General features: G+C 44.4%; 15 protein-coding genes. 2 read left to right on the top strand and 13 right to left on the bottom strand.

The annotated features are described in order from the left end of the window. Positions 1-103: 103 nt before the first annotated feature. The gene (locus AC58QM_RS12450; protein WP_497284312.1) at positions 104-781 is read left to right on the top strand and encodes a DNA-binding response regulator; all 678 of its coding nucleotides are present in this window, start codon (positions 104-106) and stop codon (positions 779-781) included. 226 nt (positions 782-1,007) lie between these two features. Here the strand turns inward: AC58QM_RS12450 and AC58QM_RS12445 are convergent, their stop codons facing one another. Together AC58QM_RS12445 and AC58QM_RS12440 are read right to left on the bottom strand one after the other, a co-directional pair. Then, complete coding sequence (locus tag AC58QM_RS12445; RefSeq protein WP_497284310.1) at positions 1,008-2,843, bottom strand: LTA synthase family protein; 1,836 nt, start codon at positions 2,841-2,843, stop codon at positions 1,008-1,010. A 29-nt stretch (positions 2,844-2,872) separates the two neighbouring features. Then, complete coding sequence (locus tag AC58QM_RS12440) at positions 2,873-3,328, bottom strand: CBS domain-containing protein (protein WP_497284308.1); 456 nt, start codon at positions 3,326-3,328, stop codon at positions 2,873-2,875. Between the two features lie 200 nt (positions 3,329-3,528). On the opposite strand from AC58QM_RS12440, the gene AC58QM_RS12435 reads away from it, so the two are divergent. Continuing rightward, positions 3,529-3,948, top strand: coding sequence for a MarR family winged helix-turn-helix transcriptional regulator (locus AC58QM_RS12435; protein ID WP_497284306.1), 420 nt, complete (start codon positions 3,529-3,531; stop codon positions 3,946-3,948). 155 nt (positions 3,949-4,103) lie between these two features. On the opposite strand, the gene AC58QM_RS12430 is transcribed toward AC58QM_RS12435, so the two are convergent. The 11 genes from AC58QM_RS12430 to AC58QM_RS12380 form a co-directional block, all read right to left on the bottom strand. Then, positions 4,104-8,324: a glycoside hydrolase family 9 protein gene (locus AC58QM_RS12430; RefSeq protein WP_497284304.1), complete on the bottom strand. Its 4,221-nt coding sequence runs from the start codon at positions 8,322-8,324 to the stop codon at positions 4,104-4,106. A gap of 118 nt (positions 8,325-8,442) precedes the next feature. Continuing rightward, complete coding sequence (locus AC58QM_RS12425) at positions 8,443-8,601, bottom strand: hypothetical protein (protein WP_497284302.1); 159 nt, start codon at positions 8,599-8,601, stop codon at positions 8,443-8,445. Positions 8,602-8,821: 220 nt separating this feature from the next. Further along, a complete protein-coding gene (locus tag AC58QM_RS12420; RefSeq protein WP_497284300.1) occupies positions 8,822-10,174 on the bottom strand; it encodes a polysaccharide deacetylase family protein in 1,353 nt (450 codons plus the stop codon). Positions 10,175-10,196: 22 nt separating this feature from the next. After that, positions 10,197-11,771, bottom strand: coding sequence for an ABC transporter substrate-binding protein (locus tag AC58QM_RS12415; RefSeq protein ID WP_497284298.1), 1,575 nt, complete (start codon positions 11,769-11,771; stop codon positions 10,197-10,199). Positions 11,772-11,849: 78 nt separating this feature from the next. Next, a complete protein-coding gene (locus tag AC58QM_RS12410; protein ID WP_497284296.1) occupies positions 11,850-12,761 on the bottom strand; it encodes a carbohydrate ABC transporter permease in 912 nt (303 codons plus the stop codon). A gap of 24 nt (positions 12,762-12,785) precedes the next feature. Further along, entirely contained in the window at positions 12,786-13,760 is a 975-nt protein-coding gene (locus AC58QM_RS12405; protein WP_497284294.1) for an ABC transporter permease, read from the bottom strand. Positions 13,761-14,000: 240 nt separating this feature from the next. Then, positions 14,001-15,719 carry a sensor histidine kinase gene (locus AC58QM_RS12400; protein WP_497284292.1) on the bottom strand — a complete coding sequence of 573 codons (1,719 nt, stop codon included), beginning with the start codon at positions 15,717-15,719 and terminating at the stop codon, positions 14,001-14,003. Positions 15,720-15,738: 19 nt separating this feature from the next. Next, the gene (locus AC58QM_RS12395) at positions 15,739-17,382 is read right to left on the bottom strand and encodes a response regulator transcription factor (RefSeq protein WP_497284290.1); all 1,644 of its coding nucleotides are present in this window, start codon (positions 17,380-17,382) and stop codon (positions 15,739-15,741) included. A 230-nt stretch (positions 17,383-17,612) separates the two neighbouring features. Then, complete coding sequence (locus tag AC58QM_RS12390) at positions 17,613-18,404, bottom strand: sugar isomerase domain-containing protein (protein ID WP_497284288.1); 792 nt, start codon at positions 18,402-18,404, stop codon at positions 17,613-17,615. 302 nt (positions 18,405-18,706) lie between these two features. Beyond that, positions 18,707-19,444, bottom strand: coding sequence for a GntR family transcriptional regulator (locus tag AC58QM_RS12385; protein ID WP_497284286.1), 738 nt, complete (start codon positions 19,442-19,444; stop codon positions 18,707-18,709). A 75-nt stretch (positions 19,445-19,519) separates the two neighbouring features. Further along, on the bottom strand, positions 19,520-20,635 hold the full coding sequence (locus tag AC58QM_RS12380) for a class I mannose-6-phosphate isomerase (protein WP_497284475.1): 1,116 nt from the start codon (positions 20,633-20,635) through the stop codon (positions 19,520-19,522). Positions 20,636-20,660: the final 25 nt, after the last annotated feature.

The following is a 20,660-nucleotide window of genomic DNA, read 5'->3' as shown; positions in this document are numbered from 1 at the left end:
CTTTTCATCTATAGTAGCAATTACATATCAACGCGCGTGAAGCACACCGCTCCCTCCCTATTCGGGGAAGGCGCGGTGTTTTTTGTTCTTTAAATGGGGGGGAATGTTCTTGGATATATACGAAGCATGGTTGGACAAACAGAGGAGAAGTCTTACCGGTGAAGCTCTCCGTCGATTAAATGAAGGACATGCTCACAATGAGAAGTTATTTGTACATGATTTATGGTTACCTGCCGTCGGCAACTTAGACTTTTTGCATGCAGAGTATGAGGTCACCAATTTTCGGGATGGTTTCTTCTATTTAGACTTCGCTTATATCAGACCACCTTACTTAATCAATTGGGAAGTCCATGATTTCAGTTCACATGCCAAACTTACGACCCGTCGAAGTTTTGCGTATGAGCGCGAAAGACAAAATCAATTGATGCTAGATGGTTGGCAAATATATCGTTTACCACTGGACACCATCAAGGAGAAACCACGACGCTGTCAGCAACTCATCCAGCAAGTGTTAGGAAAACTCTACGGTGGTGGGGGTGTGACTACTGATGTGAAACTTTCATTAAAGCAGCGGGAAATTCTTCGTTTCGCCACACAGATACAGAGACCTTTCATGCCTCAAGAGGTATGCGAGCTGCTTGCCATTAAGGGACAGCATGCTCGGAAATTGCTTCACGAATTAGTCCAGTCTGAGTTGCTGCTTCCCGCATCAGGCTCCAATCGCATTCGAACCTACCGCTTAGGCGACAAAGCCATGCAGCGACTACATATAACGTTATAGTAGAACGCTATTCCGCTCCAAAAGACGCCACAGCTGCAATTAGCGTTATGCCATAACGCTATTAACCCCATAAATTGATGGTTCCTCAGGAATTGAACACTTTAGCGTTATCTCATCACTTTATTTGCCCCGAGAATAGCAAAAAAACCAAGATAAGATGATGCCATCATCTTATCTTGGGTTTGAGCTGAGCGACACTATGTTCTTTCTATTATTTACTTCCAGGTTACTCAGGCTCCAGACGATCAGGCAGCTGCGTCACATAACTATCGGACAATTGCAGCAGCTTCAACGAATGATTAAACTCGTCTTCCGTCGCCGATTGATGCTCCGTGGCGTTGCCGGCAAGTGTGAAATAATTGCCATCCTCAAACCCTTTTCCCGACATAAAGAGCTCTTCGTTGTTTACAAACGAGCCTGTCGGCAGGTAGTAACGTTGGGGCAATAAATTGTAGGACGTCTGATTAAGCAAATCTTGACCAAAGTGAATGTAGTCAGTCAACGATACACCTAAAAGGTTAGCAACCGTAGGTAAAATATCGACTTGACCACCTAACTGCATTTTCACTTGCGGCGTGGTCACGCCTTCGGACGCGATAATAAGAGGAATATTTATGAGTTCTTTTTCGCCGTATTCATGACCTAGAATTTCCGTCATCAACGCTTTATCGTCAGCTTTTAAAGAAAATAAGGGAAGGCCGCGGTGATCACCGTAGAGAACCACAACACTATTCTCCCATATGCCCCGCTTTTTCAAATCATCGATAAACAAGCCAAGTGCATAATCCGCATAGTTTTCTGCGCGAATATAATCGCCTACAAAGGTGCCCTCGTAACGCTCAGGCAATGTCATCTTATACTTCTCTTCCGGTATTGTGAACGGGTTGTGAGAACTCATAGAGATGACATGTGCGTAAAAGGGTGTACCTTGTTTTTGATAGCCAGCTAATTCCTCAGCCGTTTTCCTATACAAAACTTCATCGGACGAGCCATAGAAGAACGCATCCTCATCTTTGAAATATTGCTTATCATAGTACCGATCGTAACCAATGGCCTGATATAAATCATCCCGATTCCAGAATCCAACTTCATTCGTATGGAAATTCATCGTCGTGTATCCTTGCTTCTGAAGCAGCTTGGGAAGGCTAGGTAAATCCTTCTTCCCATAGACTTGTGTAGCCGCGCCATCGGGAGGTACATAATAAGACGTGTTTACGATAAACTCAGCATCTGACGTGTTCCCTTGGCCAATTTGCTGATAAAATTTCGGGAAATAATAGCTGGATCCAGCCAACCGATTCAAATTCGGTGTAACTTCTTTTCCATCAATATGCAATCCGATGAGAAAGTTTTGAAATGATTCCATTTGAATGATGATTAAATTCTTCCCGCTCGCCGCGCCGTGCAGGACGGGCTGTTCCACTACTGCTTTATTCTTTAAGCTATCTATCGCCGTCTGAGTAATCAAATCGGGACTGATAATTTCTTCTTTCTTCTGAGAAAGCAAATTGTACATTTCATAATTTAAGATGCCCATTTTGCTTGCTTTTACATTTTCATTAAAGGAACTCCGGTTAGGAATCACACTAAGTGCGCAAAGTAGTAAAGAGAAGCAAGCGACACTAGCAACGATTTTCATGCTTAGCGGCTTCCATTCTCTTGTTTTAGGCTTAATGAATGCAAAGAGTCCCACAATGACAATGTCCAAGAAGAACAGCAGATACTGGGGCTCGATGACTGAGAAGATACTCTTTTTGACAGCACCAACTTGCTTGGCTTGCGTTAAAACATGATACGTTGCGATAACACCGAAATGTTTATAATAGATAACAAGTGCAAAAAACAAAACAGTAATAATAAGATCAACAGCCAAATACCAAGCTAGTTTATGCTTTTTCACAACATACTCAATCACACAATACGTAATCAAGATCGCTGGAATTTCTGTCAACAGAATCCTTGCCGATGGACCTGTTTCAAATAAAATCATCCAAGCGACATAGATTTTAATAACAATAAATAATGGAAATAAAAACAAGCGATGTCTGAGCCTTTCCAACATGCAGATAGCTCCTTTCGTTTATTACATGGTCATAAAATCGACTGGAAGGAATGTCGAATTACATCTCCTCTACTAATGATTCCTACGAGTACACCTCGATTAAGAACGGGTAACTTCTTTATTCGTTTCTTACCCAATATGGCTGCGATTTGCTCAATATCCTCTTCTGCATCAACAGCAATCACCTTTTTTTGAGCTATTTTCATCACATTCAAAAGCAGCAAGTTACGCACTCTATCTTGGAACTCATTATTATCACCTTTGATTACAGCGGTGTACAGATACGACCCGAATATATAATCATCATGCTTGCCGATATATCGCATAATATCTCCATCACTAATATAGGCGACGACTTCATTCCGATCGTTCACGACAGGAAGTCCGCTAATTCGATGACTGAGAAACTTCTCAATAACCACACGAACCGTGTCTTCCTCTTTTACCTTATACACCTGTCGAACCATAATTTCCTTAGCTTTCAAATTGTGCCCACTCCCGTCTGCTATTGCCTTCTGTTAAAAGAAGAAGTATGATGACACTATATACTTGCATTATACAACTATGTCGAGTGAAGTCAATCCTTATAAAGTCGTTTACTCCTATTTGGAACATATTCAAATCATCCGCTGTGTGTTACGATACAAGCATAAATGAATGAAAACACCTAAATACGAGGTACAAAATGACCAAAACTCCCATTGAATCCATTGAGATTGAATTAGCCGTATTTATACGCCGTTTTATAGCAGCAACTACCAATAAAAAAGTCGGTAATTTGGATCGTGCAGCCTACTTATTGCTCCATCAGATCTCCTCTCATGGGTCCGCTGGTGTCAAAGCATTAGCTGAGGAATTCCATCTCGATATGTCGACAATTAGCAGACAAACAGCCGCTCTTGAGCAAAAGGGCTATGTGTTTCGAATACCCGATCCCCAAGACGGTCGCGCGTATTCCCTAGAAATTACAGAAAGCGGAACAGCGGAATTGGCGTTAAATAAACAATTACGATTAGCCTATTTAACAAAGCATTTGCAAGATTGGACTTCGGAAGATCAGATAAGGTTCGGTGAATTACTTAATAAATTTAATTGTACCTTCTAATAGATGTAGTGAGTGATACCTCCTCTTACGTAAAATCATTCCGATGGTTTCCAATATTTTGATTTCGCCACCGTCTTGCGAGTATCGCAGGGCGGTTTTTCTTTTAGTTACGAAAAAGCTTCCAGTCACATGACTGGAAGCTACATATCTTATGTTTATCTCGTTACTAACACATCATCAAAATAGGCTTTCGTATTCGCATACGTCCGTGCTCCGATCTTCCCGCTAGCATGAGACGTATCTACTACACTGAACTGCTGTACACCGTCTTTGAAGACGGTTATTGTACTTCCATTTAAGGCAATTTTGTACGTGAAAAAAGTGTCGGCAGCAATACTAGGATTAGTGAAGCCCAATACCGTTTTGACGCCAGCGACCGATTTGATTAATTCCATCTTTCTGCCAGTTCGATCATTGTTTTTCAAGAGTAGTAAGTAGTAGTTATCAATGTCCGTGTAGCGAACCACTAAGCCTGCATCCTTGTTGCCGTTGGTGTTGTTTGTAATGTTGACCTTCGCTTCTAGTGTGTAGTCGGTCCATGTGGAATCACCTGCAACCGAAAAGCTGCTAGCGCTGCCTGCTTGCCCGCTGTATTGTGACGACTGTACCGACCATGTGCCGCTCGTAGGTGTCCAACCCATAGCAAGGCCGTTGTTAAAATCATTGAAAAGCAATTGCTGCGTAACGGTTGGCCCTGTTTGAACCGCGCTACTAACCGCATTTGAAGTGGTATCTGTCGTATGGAAATAATAAGAATGGTTACCTACCGGCAATTTGGTTGTATATTTATAAGCCTTACCGTCGCTGTAGGTGACATCTGCTGGGTCCACAGCTTCCATTTGACGAACGATGCCATCCACAACAAGCTCCATTGCAAATGGTTTCTCATTTTGCGCGTCCGTGTATGTGGTATTGAATTTGAAGTTGGTTGCTGCATCACCAGAAGCTTGATCTACGCTGATCGCACTAAGTGTCGGTGCTGTACCACTCGCTACGTTCGTTGCTTTAATCTCATCCATAAACATCTCACCATAACCGACAGCTGTTTGGTTCAACCAGATGGACATTGTCGTTTTCTTTTTATTTATGACAGGTGTAAGGGCATCTAAATTATAGGATAAATCTGTCCACGTAGTAGGAACAGCTACCCAGCCGCCTGTCAAATTATAGGTGCGAGTACCATCATTTAATTCAATTTTCATTTTCAAATTGGCATGGCTTGGATTCTTGACCTTGAAATTGAGATAACGGTAGCCAGATAAATCAACGAAATCATGCCAAGGTTGGAATTTGGCATAGGAATTAACGGCGGTCGGCGTTTGCGAGAATTTACCAACCGTTAAACCATCCAACGTTGTCTTCACGAATGCCGCTGTCCCCCCATTTTGCGTATACCAGTTAACCCATTCCCCATTACCTCCAACCGAACCCCAAATACCGCCACCTCCAAAGTCATCATAAATAAGTGGTGTTGAAGGATCTGGCAGAGGCGCAGCAACTGTATAGTGTGTTGAGCTGTAGCTCATATTGCCTGATGCATCTGTACCTCGGATATCCACACGCTTATTCGCATAGGCAACGGATGCACTTTCATCCACCGTCGCTGCATAAACAGCACCAGAGACAGACATCGGCAAGAATGTACCTGTGGTACCTGTTGACGAGTACTGAATGTTACTCAATCCAGTTGTAGCACCGCTGAACACGGTTACGTTACCGCGAACATAATCACCAATAGTTGGTGAGGTAATTGGCAGATCAGCTGGTGTCGTACCTCCGGTGGAACTTGCGGTTGCATTCGCGCTTAACCCCATAACCGTATAGAGTAGCCCCGCTTGAATACTTATGCTGAACTCGTTATAGCGCCATTGGTTCGTATCATCTTGATACAGCGAACGATCTTCATACCACGGGCTGACACTTGTTTTATCTTTCGTATCTTTCATATTAGGCCCACTGACCATCGCGCCAGGGAACACCACGCCAGCACCGAGTTTGGAATTCGAACCTTCGTCGAATCGGGTATGCGGGTATGTCACGAAGTCTGAACCAATTCCAGATACCCAGCTCATATTCCATGGATTTTCCCCAAAAACCCAGTACATCCCCTTCTCCACCGCACGCAGCGCTGCAGGATCCTGGAACAGTTCGTAGTACCGCATCATGTCGCCAAGGTAAGAAACGTGCGGCTCATTCACGCCGAAATTCTTAAATTGGTTCAGCACGCTGTAAGGAGTGTCGTCTGCTGAGGACAAGAAGAAGTCGACCTGCTGCTTTAGCAGCTGCTGAATGTGAGACTGCGTTGCGGAGTCAGCCACTGGATAAAATTCAGCCAAAGACATTGGTCTCATATCCCAATAGTTTGTTGAGGCCAAATCGGCAAATGTTAGTGTGTTGATATTTGCTGTTGCCGCATTTTTGTACGCTGTGTTATTCGTTAACAAATAGAGTTCTACATCCGCGAGAAGTTTGGAATTAGGAATTCCGCCACGCGTAGAGTAGGAGCCGACCGGCCCATTCGGATTAGCGACGACATAGTTGTAAAAAACAACGGCAGCAGCTTCACAATTGTTAGCGAAGGTTGTAAGCGCTGTGACCTTGGCAGGCGCGATGTCTCCCTTGACAATCGCTGTACGGATAGCTCTAGCTGTTGCTGCAAGCGTTCCAGCTGCTTTGGCTGAACCTCCTACGCCTAAACCAGAGATCTTCCGATCATCAGCTGTGCCGCTAATGTTATCCGTTGACTTACTCGGATGAACGAAGCTGGCGTTATTCTTAAGATCATAAAGTTCGCCACCAAATTGATTGGCAAATTTAATCAAATATTCGCTGCCAAAGACGGCTTCGTCAACAAGATCGGGGATGCCGTTGCTGTCATTATCGAACTTGGAACTCGCTGCGTTTGCATGGCGAATGTAAGCCAAGGCAATCTCTGTGCCTACCCACTGATTACCAGCGTATTTCCCGTAATCTCCGGCATCATACCAGCTGCCCGTTAAGTCATAATGCGTCAATCCATCCGCTGACTGTGCATCGTCCAAATGGCCAGCCGCATGAAAAATATTGGCAGACGGTGCCACCGAGCTATAACCAGCAGGATAGGCATCTGACGTCGCCACACTCGCACGTAGGATGCGATAGAACGCTGTCATTTCATCCTTGTAATTCGTCCATATATTCGGTTGAATCGCAAAAGGGAACGATGAAATGCTGTTGCTGACAATGGTATAGTTCGTGCCACTTGCTGTGATAGACGAAAAATCGATGGTATATACGTGCTTATTCCAGAAGAATCCGTCGTACGTCATATTTCCTGTGGCCACAACTGTAGCGCCATTTTTGACGACGTAGGACAAATCCGTCAACGCAAGTTGCGAGGTTACCTTGGCATTCTTAAAGGCACCGGCATTGTAACCTGCTTGGCTAACCGTGACATCGATCACCTGTGCGGTGCTCGTAACGACGGGTCCATTCTGGACGGTCGTCGATACGGGATTCGACGTTAAATCGGCCGTTCGGAAATAATACGTGTGCGAACCTACAGGAAGTTTCGTGATGTAATAATAGTTTTTGCCATTCGCATAATTGGTGTCCCCGTTGTCCTCTTCCCTCATATCATAGAGAGTGTCATCCACGACAAGCTGCATGGCGAATGGCTTCTCGTTGTCCACATCCGTATACGTTGCTTTAAAGGTAAAAGAGGTATTCTGATTATAGCCACTTGCCGAGTTGGCCGTCATACTACCTGTTAAGGTAGGTGCAGTTCCACTGCTATCCGTCGATGCAAAGATGTCATCAATGAGGGTCTCCCCATACGTGCCTCCGGACTGACGTAGCCAGATTTCAAACCTAGCTGTCTTTTTGTTCAGGGCTGGCGTCAAAGCGTTCAAATCAAATTGACTTGTCGTCCACGTTGTTGGGATCGCAACCCAGCCAGCGGTTAAATTGTAATTCGTTGTTCCGTCTCCGACCACAATTCGTATAAGAGAATTTGCGTAACCGGGATTTTTCATGGTGACATTTAAGTAACGATAACCCGTCAAATCAACCGTCTCATTCATAGGCTGAAATTTGGCCCACGAGGAACTCGACGTCGGTGTTTGCGTGAACAGCCCCACCTGACGTGAATCCACAGTCGTTTTCGAAAATGTACCTGTACCACCAGCTTGGTTAAACCAGTTCATCCAATTCTGTTTGTACAGACCTCCTCCATTGAAGTCGTCGTACATGAGTGGATTTGCTGGACCCGGTAGTGGTGTAACGGCGGCAGAGGTTGTGTTAGGGGCAATAAGTAACGTGTTCAGTGCTAGAATTAACCCAAGACAGATACTCCAAAATCTCCTAGACCTTCCTTTCCAACGCGTTTTGCTTGACATTAACCATTCCTCCTATGCTTCTAAAATATAGAAACCGCTTACATACTTATTATATGTAATCTTCGAAATGCGCACGATGATGTAATCTCCACATCTTGTGATCAATTCTGTTTACTGTTTAAGATGCTACATTACCGGTTGCTACTGTAGCGACTGCTGCTCCACGGACTGCTACTCCACTGACCACTACTTCACCAACCGCTGCTCCATCGCCATGCCACCAACGGCCACTCCCCCCTGGTCGTTTAACTGGAAAATATCCATCTAATTTGGCCATATCGTCTCAATGCATTGAATTCTCTGTAAAAAATACAGTTAATTCTCCCCATTGTACTGATTTCGGCGAGAATAGCTGATTTTACCTGTAGAAAATACAGTTATTTGGTATTTTCATCACATTTCACAAGAAATAACTGCATAAAATCCATCTCTTTCAGTAAGAGTGAGTAGCCTCAGAAAAAAAGAAGCCCCGCAAAAGCGAGGCTTCCTTCATCTAGTTATGTCTTTCTGTTAAGAACCAAGCGAATCGTCCTTGTATCACCCGTCAGATTGAAGCGTAGGAAAACCAACTCATCTTGAATCACTTTCGTCTCCACATCACCCGTGCAGCTTTCAATTTCATAGTCACCTAGCTCATCATCCCAATACGTTAGACCGAACGGCATTGGCTTCCAATTCCCAATTTCGTAGACAAGCTCGATCCGATCGCTCGTTTTCTCGTATGTTGTTATGAACAAGGGTGGAGTTTTCTCCTCAAAATCTTCTTGCATATTCCACTGCCCAACATAGTTGCGGACAAGCCGCGGTTTGCATTCCCCTTTGACAAATACCATCTGACACTGATGATCATAGAAGAGGAACGTATCCGGCCAAGGTCCTGAGGCCACACCGCCTAGTGTCATCGTGTAGTCGTTGACTGCTGGACGAATCGGCTTATCCTTGGTTAGCATATACGACGGCGCCGTTATTTCATTGCGCTCATGATACGTGGCTAACGCCTTCGGCAACGTTGTCAGCGTTACACCGCATTGTGCAACGTAGGCAAAGAAAAGATCCAGCATTCCCTCGCAAGCTTCAACGTGTGAGGCAGGGAATACAGCAAACCGTTCACTGTATTCCATTTCATGCGCCTCTTGCTGTTGAAGGAAAAACACCTGTTCATTATGAGCCGTATTGGCCAAATACTCGTCAAACAACATCTTCCAATACGTAATCTCGTCGCCTGTACACAAACCTGCACGAAGCACATCATTGGGATCGGTTGAGTAGATGACCGGACTGCCGGTATGATAGGACAGATGCAAGTCCCTTGCTGTCCACTCGCAGGCAACTACCTTTCCCTTACCAGGATGCGGCACCTTGTATCGATGGCTGTCTACATACCAGGAACCCCACGGGATTCCTTTATGGGTAATGCCATCCCACCATACTTGCTCCCAACAGTAACCCCACATGCCTTGGAAGTCTAGTTCCTCTAGTACCTCAATGACTTCATTGTATATTTTGCCCCGTGCTGCGATCTTTGTTGTCGCCCATGGAAAAGCTTCCTGTACGAGCTGCCAATCACTCTCCAGCCTGGCTTTGAACTTTTCCTTCGACATACCGGAATCTTCCATGAAGAAAGGGCTTTGCAAAATAATATCATCGCCATATACCTCATGCCAGTGCCGAATTTGTTCGCGAAGTTCAGGAATGGAGCCTCGATTGACGATCCATGTCACGGGTATGCCATGTGCATGGGCTAATCTTGCTGTCCGCTCCACACCTTCAACAGCTGTACCCTGCCCCCAAGAGGTATCATAATGGGAGGCATAGCTGACGAAAGTGTAAATTAGGTTCTGGGGTTTCAACGTGATTCACCTCTTGCTCTTCCTATTTTTTGTTCTCTTTCCACCATGCATCGATTTGCTTCTGAAGCTCGCTACTCACTTTCTCAAGTCCTGCTGCTTTCAGTTTCGTGTTACGCTCATCGATCAATTTGGAAGGATTCGGAACAGCACCCGTGCTCGTAACTTTATACTCATTAACAATTGTCGTCAGTTGCGCAATTTCATTCTTCACATTCGTGTCATCAAACACAAATCCGATCAATGGGAAGCGTTTCGCGTCATTGTTGAATTTCTTCCAGCTGTCATACAAATCATCCGGTTGACCTGGCTTCATGTAGTTCAGGAATTGATTTCCAAGTACCCAGAACACTTGGCTGTCATAGCCAGAATCTTTGATTGGCTCGATGCGGTTTGGTCCTACTTTTTTGTAGTGTTTGCCTTCAATACCATTGACTAGAAGGTTGATTACGTAAGGATCTGTATGAAGATAATTAAGAACCATCATTGCTCTTTCTGGGTTTTTCGAAGTTCTGGAAATTGACAACATGGAACCTGTAGCCAAATCCGTTGTTACGATTGGCTCCTCAATGACGCGGGAAACCCAGTCATACGCGCCGTTATCAGCAATCTTCAACTCGATATCTGAACCTGGTTTCCACACTGTAGATTGCACCCAAACTTTACCTTGCTTACGGATCTCCCCAATATTGGTCGTTACCGTAGCTGCATCAGCATTGGTGTACCCTTTTTCATAATATTTACGATACGTTTCTGCATCGGCTTTGTTCAAATCAACAATATCTTGATCCAATACAGTTTTGACCTTCATATCCGTTGACTTGTAATCCAAGAAGAACGTCGGCATTTTGGCAGGAGTTGGTCCGATCGGTCGATAATTCGATTTGGATTCATACATCATGAAGCTCGCACCGTTGGCTGTTCCGCCAGCGACATAGTTATTGATGATGTCCGGATTATCTTTTTTAATTTTTTCGAAATACGGCTCCAAGTCTTCTACCTTATTGATCTTATCGATCGGAATTTGATACTTGTCAATGATATCCTTGCGGAATGTCCAGGCTTTCCCTTGCGTGATTTCTTTATCCGTTGGAACCGCATACAACTTTCCTTTGTAGCGTGGTGCTTCTAGGTATAGCGGGTGAAGCATTTTCTTCGTTTCTGGTGCAAATTTATCAAGCAGCCCATCGAGCTCCAAGAAAGCCCCTTTTGTCACATTGGCAGAGAAGTCCAGCCATGACGCTGTGAATACGAGGTCCATTTTTTCCCCAGTATTCATCATCAGCTCGGTTTTCTTCTTGTAATCGGCAGATGCAATCGGCTGCAAGGAAACCGTAGTGTTAATTTTCTCTTTCAAATATTTGTTCAGTTCCTCCTGAACGAGCGCATCGTCCTTCATCGGTTTGGCTTGATAAAGAAGAGATACATCGTAAGGCTCCAAAGCTGCTTTCGGACTAGCTGGAGCTGCTGAACCGGCAGCGGCTGTCGCAGCCGGACTTGCTGTCGTTGTTTTGGTGTCACTGGAACATGCAGGTAAAACAGCTGTTAAACCAAGTGCGAGTGCCATAGGTGCGAGTAATACTGATTTTCTACGTTTCATAGTGGACCCTCCTGTATTAAATATTATAGGAAACGACTGACGAAAGCGAGTAGCAAATCGCAGTCGGTATTACAGTGATCAACCTTTGACGGCACCGACAGTTAAACCTTTGACGAAATATTTTTGAAAGAACGGGTAGACAATGAGGATCGGGCCCATAGCAATAAAAGCTAAAGCCATTTGCAGTGACTCATTGGGTAAATTCTTAAGCAACTCTGGATTCTGAGCGGCTATTGTCAGATTTTCACGAATATACTGAACATCTTTCAGCACACGCAACATGAGGAACTGTATGGGATACATATGCTCCTTATTGATGAAGAGCAAGGCATTGAACCAATCATTCCAATAATTAATCGTTGAGAATAAGGCCATCGTCGCGAGCACTGGAAGTGATAAGGGAAGTACAATGCGTAAGAAGATACGTAGTTCACCTGCTCCATCAATACGCGCAGATTCGATTAATGCGGGATGAATCGTTGACTGAAAAAATGTGCGCATGATAATTACATTGAACGGAACAATTAAAAGCGGTAGGATCAAGGCCATATAAGTGTCTTTTAGATGAAGCGTCTGGGTGTAAATCATATAACGACTCACGATTCCACCATTAAATAACATCGTGAAGAATAGAAAGAATGTAAACACGTTACGATATGGATAATCCTTACGAGATAAGGGATACGCGTATAAAGCCATCAGTAAGACACTTAATAGGGTGCCTACGACGGTAATCCCAATAGAAACTTTGTACGCATTTGCCATCGTCGTAAAATCCTTGAATACAGTCTTATAAGCAATCAACGACCATTTCGAAGGGAAAAAGCTGTATCCTTCATTGATCAAAGAATCACTATGTGTGACGGATACAATGATGACGAGAATGACAGGTAGTAGGCAAGCTAGCGCTAATAAGATGAAAATGACATTAAATATCGTCTCAGCCAGTGGGGAAATTCGATTTTCCCTGCGATACGATTTGGAGACCATCCCTTTCACTTCCTATCCAATCAATTAGAATAAAGCTTGATCCGAATTTATTCTACGGACCGCTCCATTCGTCAGAAATACCATAATGAAGCCGAGAACCGACTGTACCATCGCTGCTGCCGAGGACATGCCGATATCATTCAGTTGCGTCAAAACACGATACACATACGTATCTACGGTATCGGTGGCTGGATATAAGACACCAGAATCCAAAGGTACTTGATAAAATAATCCGAAGTCTGAATTGAACACATGTCCCATATTCAGAATTGTAATGATAATGATAATTGGCATAATGGAAGGCAAGGTGATATGCATCATTTGCTTCCACTTCGAAGCTCCGTCAATGACTGCCGCCTCGTAATACTCATTGTCAATGCCGGCGATAGCTGCGATGTAGATCACGGCCCCGATACCGACGCCTTTCCAAGCGCTGACTATTGTGAGTATGAAAGGCCAATATTCCTTCACCATGTACCAAGATACCGGCTCTTTCCCCAACCATTTCAGAACAGTGGCATTCATGAAACCATGTGTCGGGTGCAGGAACGCATATACGAGATAGCTAATGACAATCATGGATAAAAAATGAGGCATGATCAGAAAGGTCTGATAACTCTTAACCGCTATTCGGCTCCGGAGCTCATTGAGTGCCAAAGCAATACCCACGGATAAAATCAAATTCACTATCATAAACGTCATACTGTAGCCTACTGTATTTCGTACAATTCGCCACAGGGATCCATTATTGAATAGAAATGTGAAATTATCGAATCCAATCCAAGGACTCCCCCAAATCCCATCGACATAATTGATTTTCTTGAAGGCAATGAATAACCCAAACATCGGTAAATAATTATTTAGCAATAGCACGAGGGCTGCAGGCACGATCATCAATGTCAGCGTTCTAAATTGCCAGAAGTTTCGTATAAACTTGATTCCCCTTGCTTGATATCGAGTCTGCCCTGCCTGTCGTGGAGGTGCGGTAGTCTCTCTCACTGCGTCCACTCCTTTCTCTGTTACATTTAGTATAGGATACGCGACTCCCTATTTCGATGATGTATCTGTATAAGAACGTGATGAATCCTCAGCAAGTAATGTCACAACGCTGCGACTCCCGTCACGCTGCCCAACCTGAGAATAGGCGGCATGCACCGCCGGTCGACCCCATCCTTCCCTCGCGCTGAATTGTTCAATTCAACAAAAAAAATCCGGCCCGAGGCCGGATCAAAATCACCCTTATTCACTTGTCTGAATCGGGATAACAATTGTGGCTATAAGCCCGCCACCATCCCTCAAACGATAGCTCAACCCATAAGTATCACCATAATGCAGCTGAATGCGTTGATGAACATTGCGAATGCCGTAGCCTTTGTCATCCATTTCCCCACTGACTATCATCCGAAGCTTATCGATATTCACCGGAATAAATCCATTATCCTCAACGGTGATATGAATCTCAGCTCCTTCGCGTTTCATACGAACCCACAGATGACCTTCCCCATCCATACTCTGGATTCCGTGGAAAATCGCGTTTTCGACAAGTGGTTGAATCATCACTTTTGGCATTTTGAACACTTCGAGATCATCTTCGATGTCCCAGAATACTTCGAAATTCCCAGGATAGCGCTTCATTTGAAGCCGAATATACGCACGAACATGCTCCAACTCTTCACTAATCGGAATCAAACTTTTCCCTTTACTTAGCCCAATTCGGAGCAACTTGGATAAATCCTTAACCATGCCCCCAACATCCTCATTGCCGCTTTCCAACGCATACCAATAGATCGAGTCCAGCGTATTATATAGCAGATGCGGCGTAATCTGGGAATGTAGCGTGTTCAGTTCCTGTTCCTTTTGTTTGATTTTCATCCCATAATTCTCTTCAATCGATTCATTCAGCCTGCCTGTCATACGAATAAATGCCGTATACAGAACGCCAAATTCATCCGTTCGAGAGCGTGAGGATGAATTCCCGAAGTCAAAGGGTCTACCTAACTCATACACACGTGTAAAAGTTACTAAACGTGCTAAAGGTTTAATGATATTTCGCAGTAAATACAAGACGAACAGCAATACGAGAATCAGATAAATCGCAAGCATCACCATAATTAACTGCTGAAAGCTCGTTTGTTTTCCCATAATGGAATCCAAAGGAATCTTATAGATGAGTCTAGTATGGAAGTTAAACTCATACGAAACCGCATAGAGATCCTTATGATTGTTCGATTCTGAATAATAGTAGCCTGACGATTTGTTACGAATCGATTCTGGTAATTCCGACAGCTCCATGTTAGCTGAACCAACTTTCAGCAGCAATTCATCGCGGTTATCGAAGAGATATACACCAGCATGATCTGGCAGTTGGACTGAGACGAGATTTTTGGTTAACAACACCTCCAACTTGGAGACGGCCAGAAAACCTATCGATTCATCATACTTTTCTGGGTGCAAAATACTTCTCGTAAACGTCACTGTTGGCTGCCCTGAACTTGACTTAGCTAATCGAAGGCTTCCAGCGCCTTTTTCCGCTTGTGTCTGTAAGGCCCACTCCGGGTAAGCACTGCTGCTATCCAGATAGATCAGTCCTTGCTTTTTATATAAAGCATTGACCGGAAACGGTTGATTCCCTTTATTCTCCATATAAATCGCATATTCGGTGCCATCCGAAGACCAGCGCTCCAGAATCGTATCCGCTTCACTCAGTGCATTGATCGTCTGAATATGAGTCCAGAATGCAAATTGCTTTTGATTGCTGAAAAAATGATTGTCCAGAAAAGTCACCGTCTTATCTCGGACCGAAGATAGCGTGTTCTCTATCGTAGCATGGTTCTGTTTGACTAGTTGAAGCATCGTCTTCCCGACCTCATCTTTAATCGTAGCTGAGGTTCGTGAGAAGGAGATCCATCCGACAATTAGAAATGGCCCGATGATAAACAAACAGAATGCAACAATCACCTTATATTGGAGCCTCAGTTTAATTCCCCCTGATCTCTTTGCGATAATCAGCCGGGGAGATGCCGATGAAGCGCTTGAACATTCGGCTGAAATGCTCAGGCGACTGATACCCCACTTGATACGAGATTTCATATCGCTTCAAATCTGTAACGGCAAGTAAACGCTTCGCTTCTTCGATCCGAACTTCGGACACGAAGTCCCAGACGTTTTTGTTGGTTTCTCTTTTGAATAAATAACTGACATATGCCGCGCTGAAATGAACTTCTCCCGCAATATCCTGAATCTTAAGCTCGTGATTGCCATAATGATTGTAAATGTAAGCGGATATGCGGGACACAACCGTCTGATCTCGCTCGCTAATACAAGCCTGAATGACTTCTGAAAGCCCTTGCACATACGCCTGTAAAGAGGCTACCTTTCGACTAATTTCCATGCCTCTAAAATAAACATCCGGATCAAATTGCCGGAAATTACTGCTCGATTCTTGGCCATTATCAAATAGCAATCCATATAATCGGTACACTAATAATCCAAAGCAGCTGTGGAACAATCCTTCTGAATGAGTGCTCAAGTTGGACAATATTTTGACAGCGGACTGAAGCTCCTGAGAAAGTTGCACTTCATCCACGGTCTTCATGTGAAGAACAAGCTCTTCGACCTTATCTGCCCACTCCATCATTCTCATGTTGCCCAAAGCCGACATATCTTCATAATAAAGCACATGATTATCGGGGTGCAGCTTGCGCCACTCAATCGCCGCATTCGCCTCTTCCATCAACTTCGGAAGCATTGACAAATCGAGGCTCAGCGTACTCATCCCGACAGTCACATCCACATTCAAATACTGTTTAAGGTTAAAAATAATCGTCTGGCCGATTAGATTAAGCTGGGAATTCATCGGCAGTTTGGCATCCACGGAGTCAGTCGCTTCCAATTGAATCACGCAAACTAGCTGATTTCCAAAACCATAAAAAGCTACGCCACACCAATCAGATAAGCTCTCTTCCAAAATATTGACAGAGGCATATTTCAATAATTTACGGTCCATTAATGTGATCTCTTGATTGCTAAATCCGCCCTTGCTCAAATTCAAATGAACAGCAGCAATGCCATACCAATGACCTTGTTCCTTAAGTGAGCTGCCGATTTCACGGAGGAGATCTTCATAATCTTTGTCCTGGAGATCAGTCTCTGTTACCAATTCGATGAGCGCTTCATGTCTCTTTTTGAGCAAATGACCATCTTGCGCTGTATCCGCCTCGGGACGTTGCAACGTCAGTCTACCCATTTCCTTTTTCTCTTGGAGCGCTTTGCTCACGACTCGCATCAGTTCGTCCAGCTCAACAGGCTTGATTAAATAATCCTTGGCACCTAACCTGAGTGCTCTCTTGGCAAAATCAAACTTCTCATGGGCCGAAATAACGATAACCGGTAGATGTGGCTGTTCCAAAAGAATCGCCTCCATCAGTTCAATCCCGTTCATCATCCCCATCTGAATATCTGTCAAAACGAGATCGTACATGTCCATGCGTAAACAATCCAAAGCCTCAAAGCCATTTAAGGCTGTTTCCACATGTTCTATGCTTAGTTCTGATCTCATCAAATAACTTTTAATTCCCGAACTCACTGTCGGTTCATCATCCACAACCAGAATTTTATACATCGCCGGTTCCCCCTTGTCAGACAACCTACTGCCAATTATCCTCTATGATACCATCTTAGCCCTCGCTTTTTGCACTGTCTATGATAATTTCGGGGAAGAACGTGATCAATTCATGGAAGGATTTTTCCCGGCAAAAAAACCTCCCTTACATAATCAACCTTGTCATTCTGCGAGCACAAGAACATCAACACTTTTCTGATTCGCGCTTACTGCTAAACCACCTTCCTTCATTAGATCGATCTTGTCGTCCGCCAGTACTCATCGTAGGAAGCGTTAAACAACTCCTTGGAAGCTTCATCACCTACGAAAATGGCACTCGTGATAACTTTCGGAGGCTTGCCTGCATCTGTAAGCTTTTGAGCAACTTTACATTTAATCAAATTTACGATAATCGTGTTGCCAATCGTCGAACCAGGGCCAACCGGCGTATGGAGCCCTTCTATTTTGACCATTGCATCACCTGGAACTGCGCCGTTATCAATTACAATATCCGCAAGCTCAAATAACCTGCAGCCCGTGCTATGCTTGGATTTACTAAGTTGACTATGTCCCACGGAAGTCACCGCGACAATAGGAATCTGCCGCTCTTTCATGGCTAACGCGATATCGATGACAACACTACCGGCACCACTATGGGAGAATAAAATGATGCTGTCATGCGGGCCATAATGAAAATTATCGGCAATTACACGTCCAAAACCTTCTACATTTTCCAAAAACATCGCCTGACGCTGACCATTGCTGCCCACCACCGCATGATGATTCGTCAGCGACAGCTCCACCATGGGATGGAACCCAGGGAAGCTTCCGTAACGAGGATACATTTCTTCTACAGCCATCCGTGAATGACCACTGCCGAATAAGTGAACCAAGCCATCCTTATGAATGCTTTGAAAACATAGCTCCGCTGCCCGATCGATCGCATCCATCTGTGTCTGCTCAACACGTTGAATTACTTTCTGTACGCCATCCATATAATTCGTTTCTAAAGCACGGTAAGCCTCATTGTTTATTGTTGTCATTGGTAACACTCCTTTGGTTATTTTATTGCGCGCTCCAGCCGCCATCTACGGGTAATGCGATGCCTGTAATAAACTTAGCACCCACTTGTTCGTGCATCCCCTTCTATTTATGATTTTAATTATTGGATTCGCGCCACCTTGTACAATTAAAATACGTTTGTACGTACAATCATATTAATTATATTAGGCGACGTCTCCCCTTTTTGTCTATCTTTATTTTTAAAGCTGACCCAAAGCCACGAAAAAAGATCGTTTATCCCTCAAGAACGAGTTGGACAAACGATCTTTTACTTTGCGTTGTCTTAGCTTTCAAAGCCTTTTTTTAGTCGAATCTCGTACGAATACATATCAGCTCGTATGATACCATCTTCGTAAACCAAGGGGCGGCCGGATTCATCAAATGCGGTTCGATGAAACCGTAATGCCGGGAATCCTGCATCGAGTCCAAGATGCTCCGCAGACTCTCCTTCCAACACAGCACCTTCGATAACATGATGGGCTTCGCTCACACTTCGACCCGTCTGTTGCTGAATTAATTCATATAGAGATCCTGAATAATCCAATGCTTGGCTCATACCAAGCGACATTGGCAGATAGGCTTGTGAAAATACAATAGGCGTCTGATTCCCTGTACGGATACGATTCACCAGTACAACCTGCTCCTCTTGACCTAAAGCTAACGCTGTAGCGACTGCCTTCGGAGGATCCATACGGGCAACAGCAAGAAGATGCGAACCTGGCGTCATGCCTCGTCTCTTCATTTCTTCACTAAAGCTAAGCAGATTCGGTAAATCTACTTTCAGCTTCTCTGGAGCAAGGAAAATCCCTTTGCCTGTAATCCGGTTAATATGACCACTGTTCTCAAGCATGGTGAGTGCATTCCGAATGGTCGCCCTGCTGACCTGAAAGCGTTCCTGAAGCTCCAATTCTGTGGAATAGTAATCACCTGATTTCCTTGTCCCATCCAGAATTTCGGCCTCGAGCATTTGAAAAATTTGATAATATAACGGAATGGGTAAATCCCGATTTAATTGTTGCATCGTGCACCTCGTATGTCCTTTGTACGAACAATAGTATCATATTCTCCGTATTTTGTGAATGACGAGGAGGTTTGCTTAGGTGCGTGGCGGTAAGCATCGCAATAGATGCAGCGGCTCGTTCGCATGTTCACTTTCGCATACAAGCGCATCCAAACCTGCAGGTAAAAATATTTGATCCCCTCGCTTAACGCATAAACGGCCATTTTCCCAAGAGAGCGTTCCTGTACCTTCTGCAACAACTAATACGGAAAACTCGCCATGCTGATGCAAGGCATATCGTTTCTTAATATCGATCGATTCCAATCCAAAGTACGGTGTATCATCATAAGAGAGGAGCGCATATTTCTCGAAGCTCTCCGTCTTCTGTATAAGCTTCGGCTGCAAACGATACCGGGACGTAATCTCTTCTAAGCTGTAAGTTTCGTAATGGAAGCAATCGAACATGCGGTCAAAGCCCGCACCTTGGTGACACATTGCGTCAGGAATCACACGACCGGTTGGTGTTGTTCTTTCTATGCGAATCGTATAGTCCGTTGGCTCTTGTATTTCAATTAGAAAGCAACCCGAGCCAATAGCATGCGGCATCCCGCCTTCTACTAGAAACACCTGACCCGGCTGCACCTCAATTTTGTGTAAGGCTTGAATCATTCCTTCAATATCTTGATCCCAGAACAATTTCTCCCAGATGTCGCGTGTCATGCCTGGCTTAAACCCATATAGAATATAGGGGGGCTGTCCCTCTATTTCCCTGCCTCCAAGGATATACCAGGCTTCTGTCTTGCCAAATTGTGACTGAAAGATCTCCTGTGCCATGACACGATTCGGATGGACCTGAATCGTCAATCGTTCAGCCGCATCCAATGCCTTGACTAGTACACCTGTCTCGGTGCCATATTGCTCATGATGACGCCCACCAAGAAAACCTACCGGATCCGCTGCTATCAAATCTTGCAACGTAACTTCTTCATCACCTTCCGTCAGAACCTTGCTTAGGCCCTCAACGATATGCTCTCTACCAACATTGCGAGCTCGTACCACAGAAGCAATCCACTCTTCAGGCATGGCATTGTCTTTGGGATGCTCTTCACCTTGCCAGGCTTCCAGCATTTTTCCACCATGATACGTTCGCCATACTCGGTTGGAAGCAAGTTTATGCGGCCTGCTACTCAACTTCTCATTAGCACCTTGCATGCCATTCACTCTTTTCGTCTCCGAT

This window comes from Paenibacillus sp. J22P165, assembly GCF_059692015.1.
The sequence above is the reverse complement of the archived record's forward strand: the minus strand, read 5'-3'. Positions and strand labels throughout refer to the sequence as shown.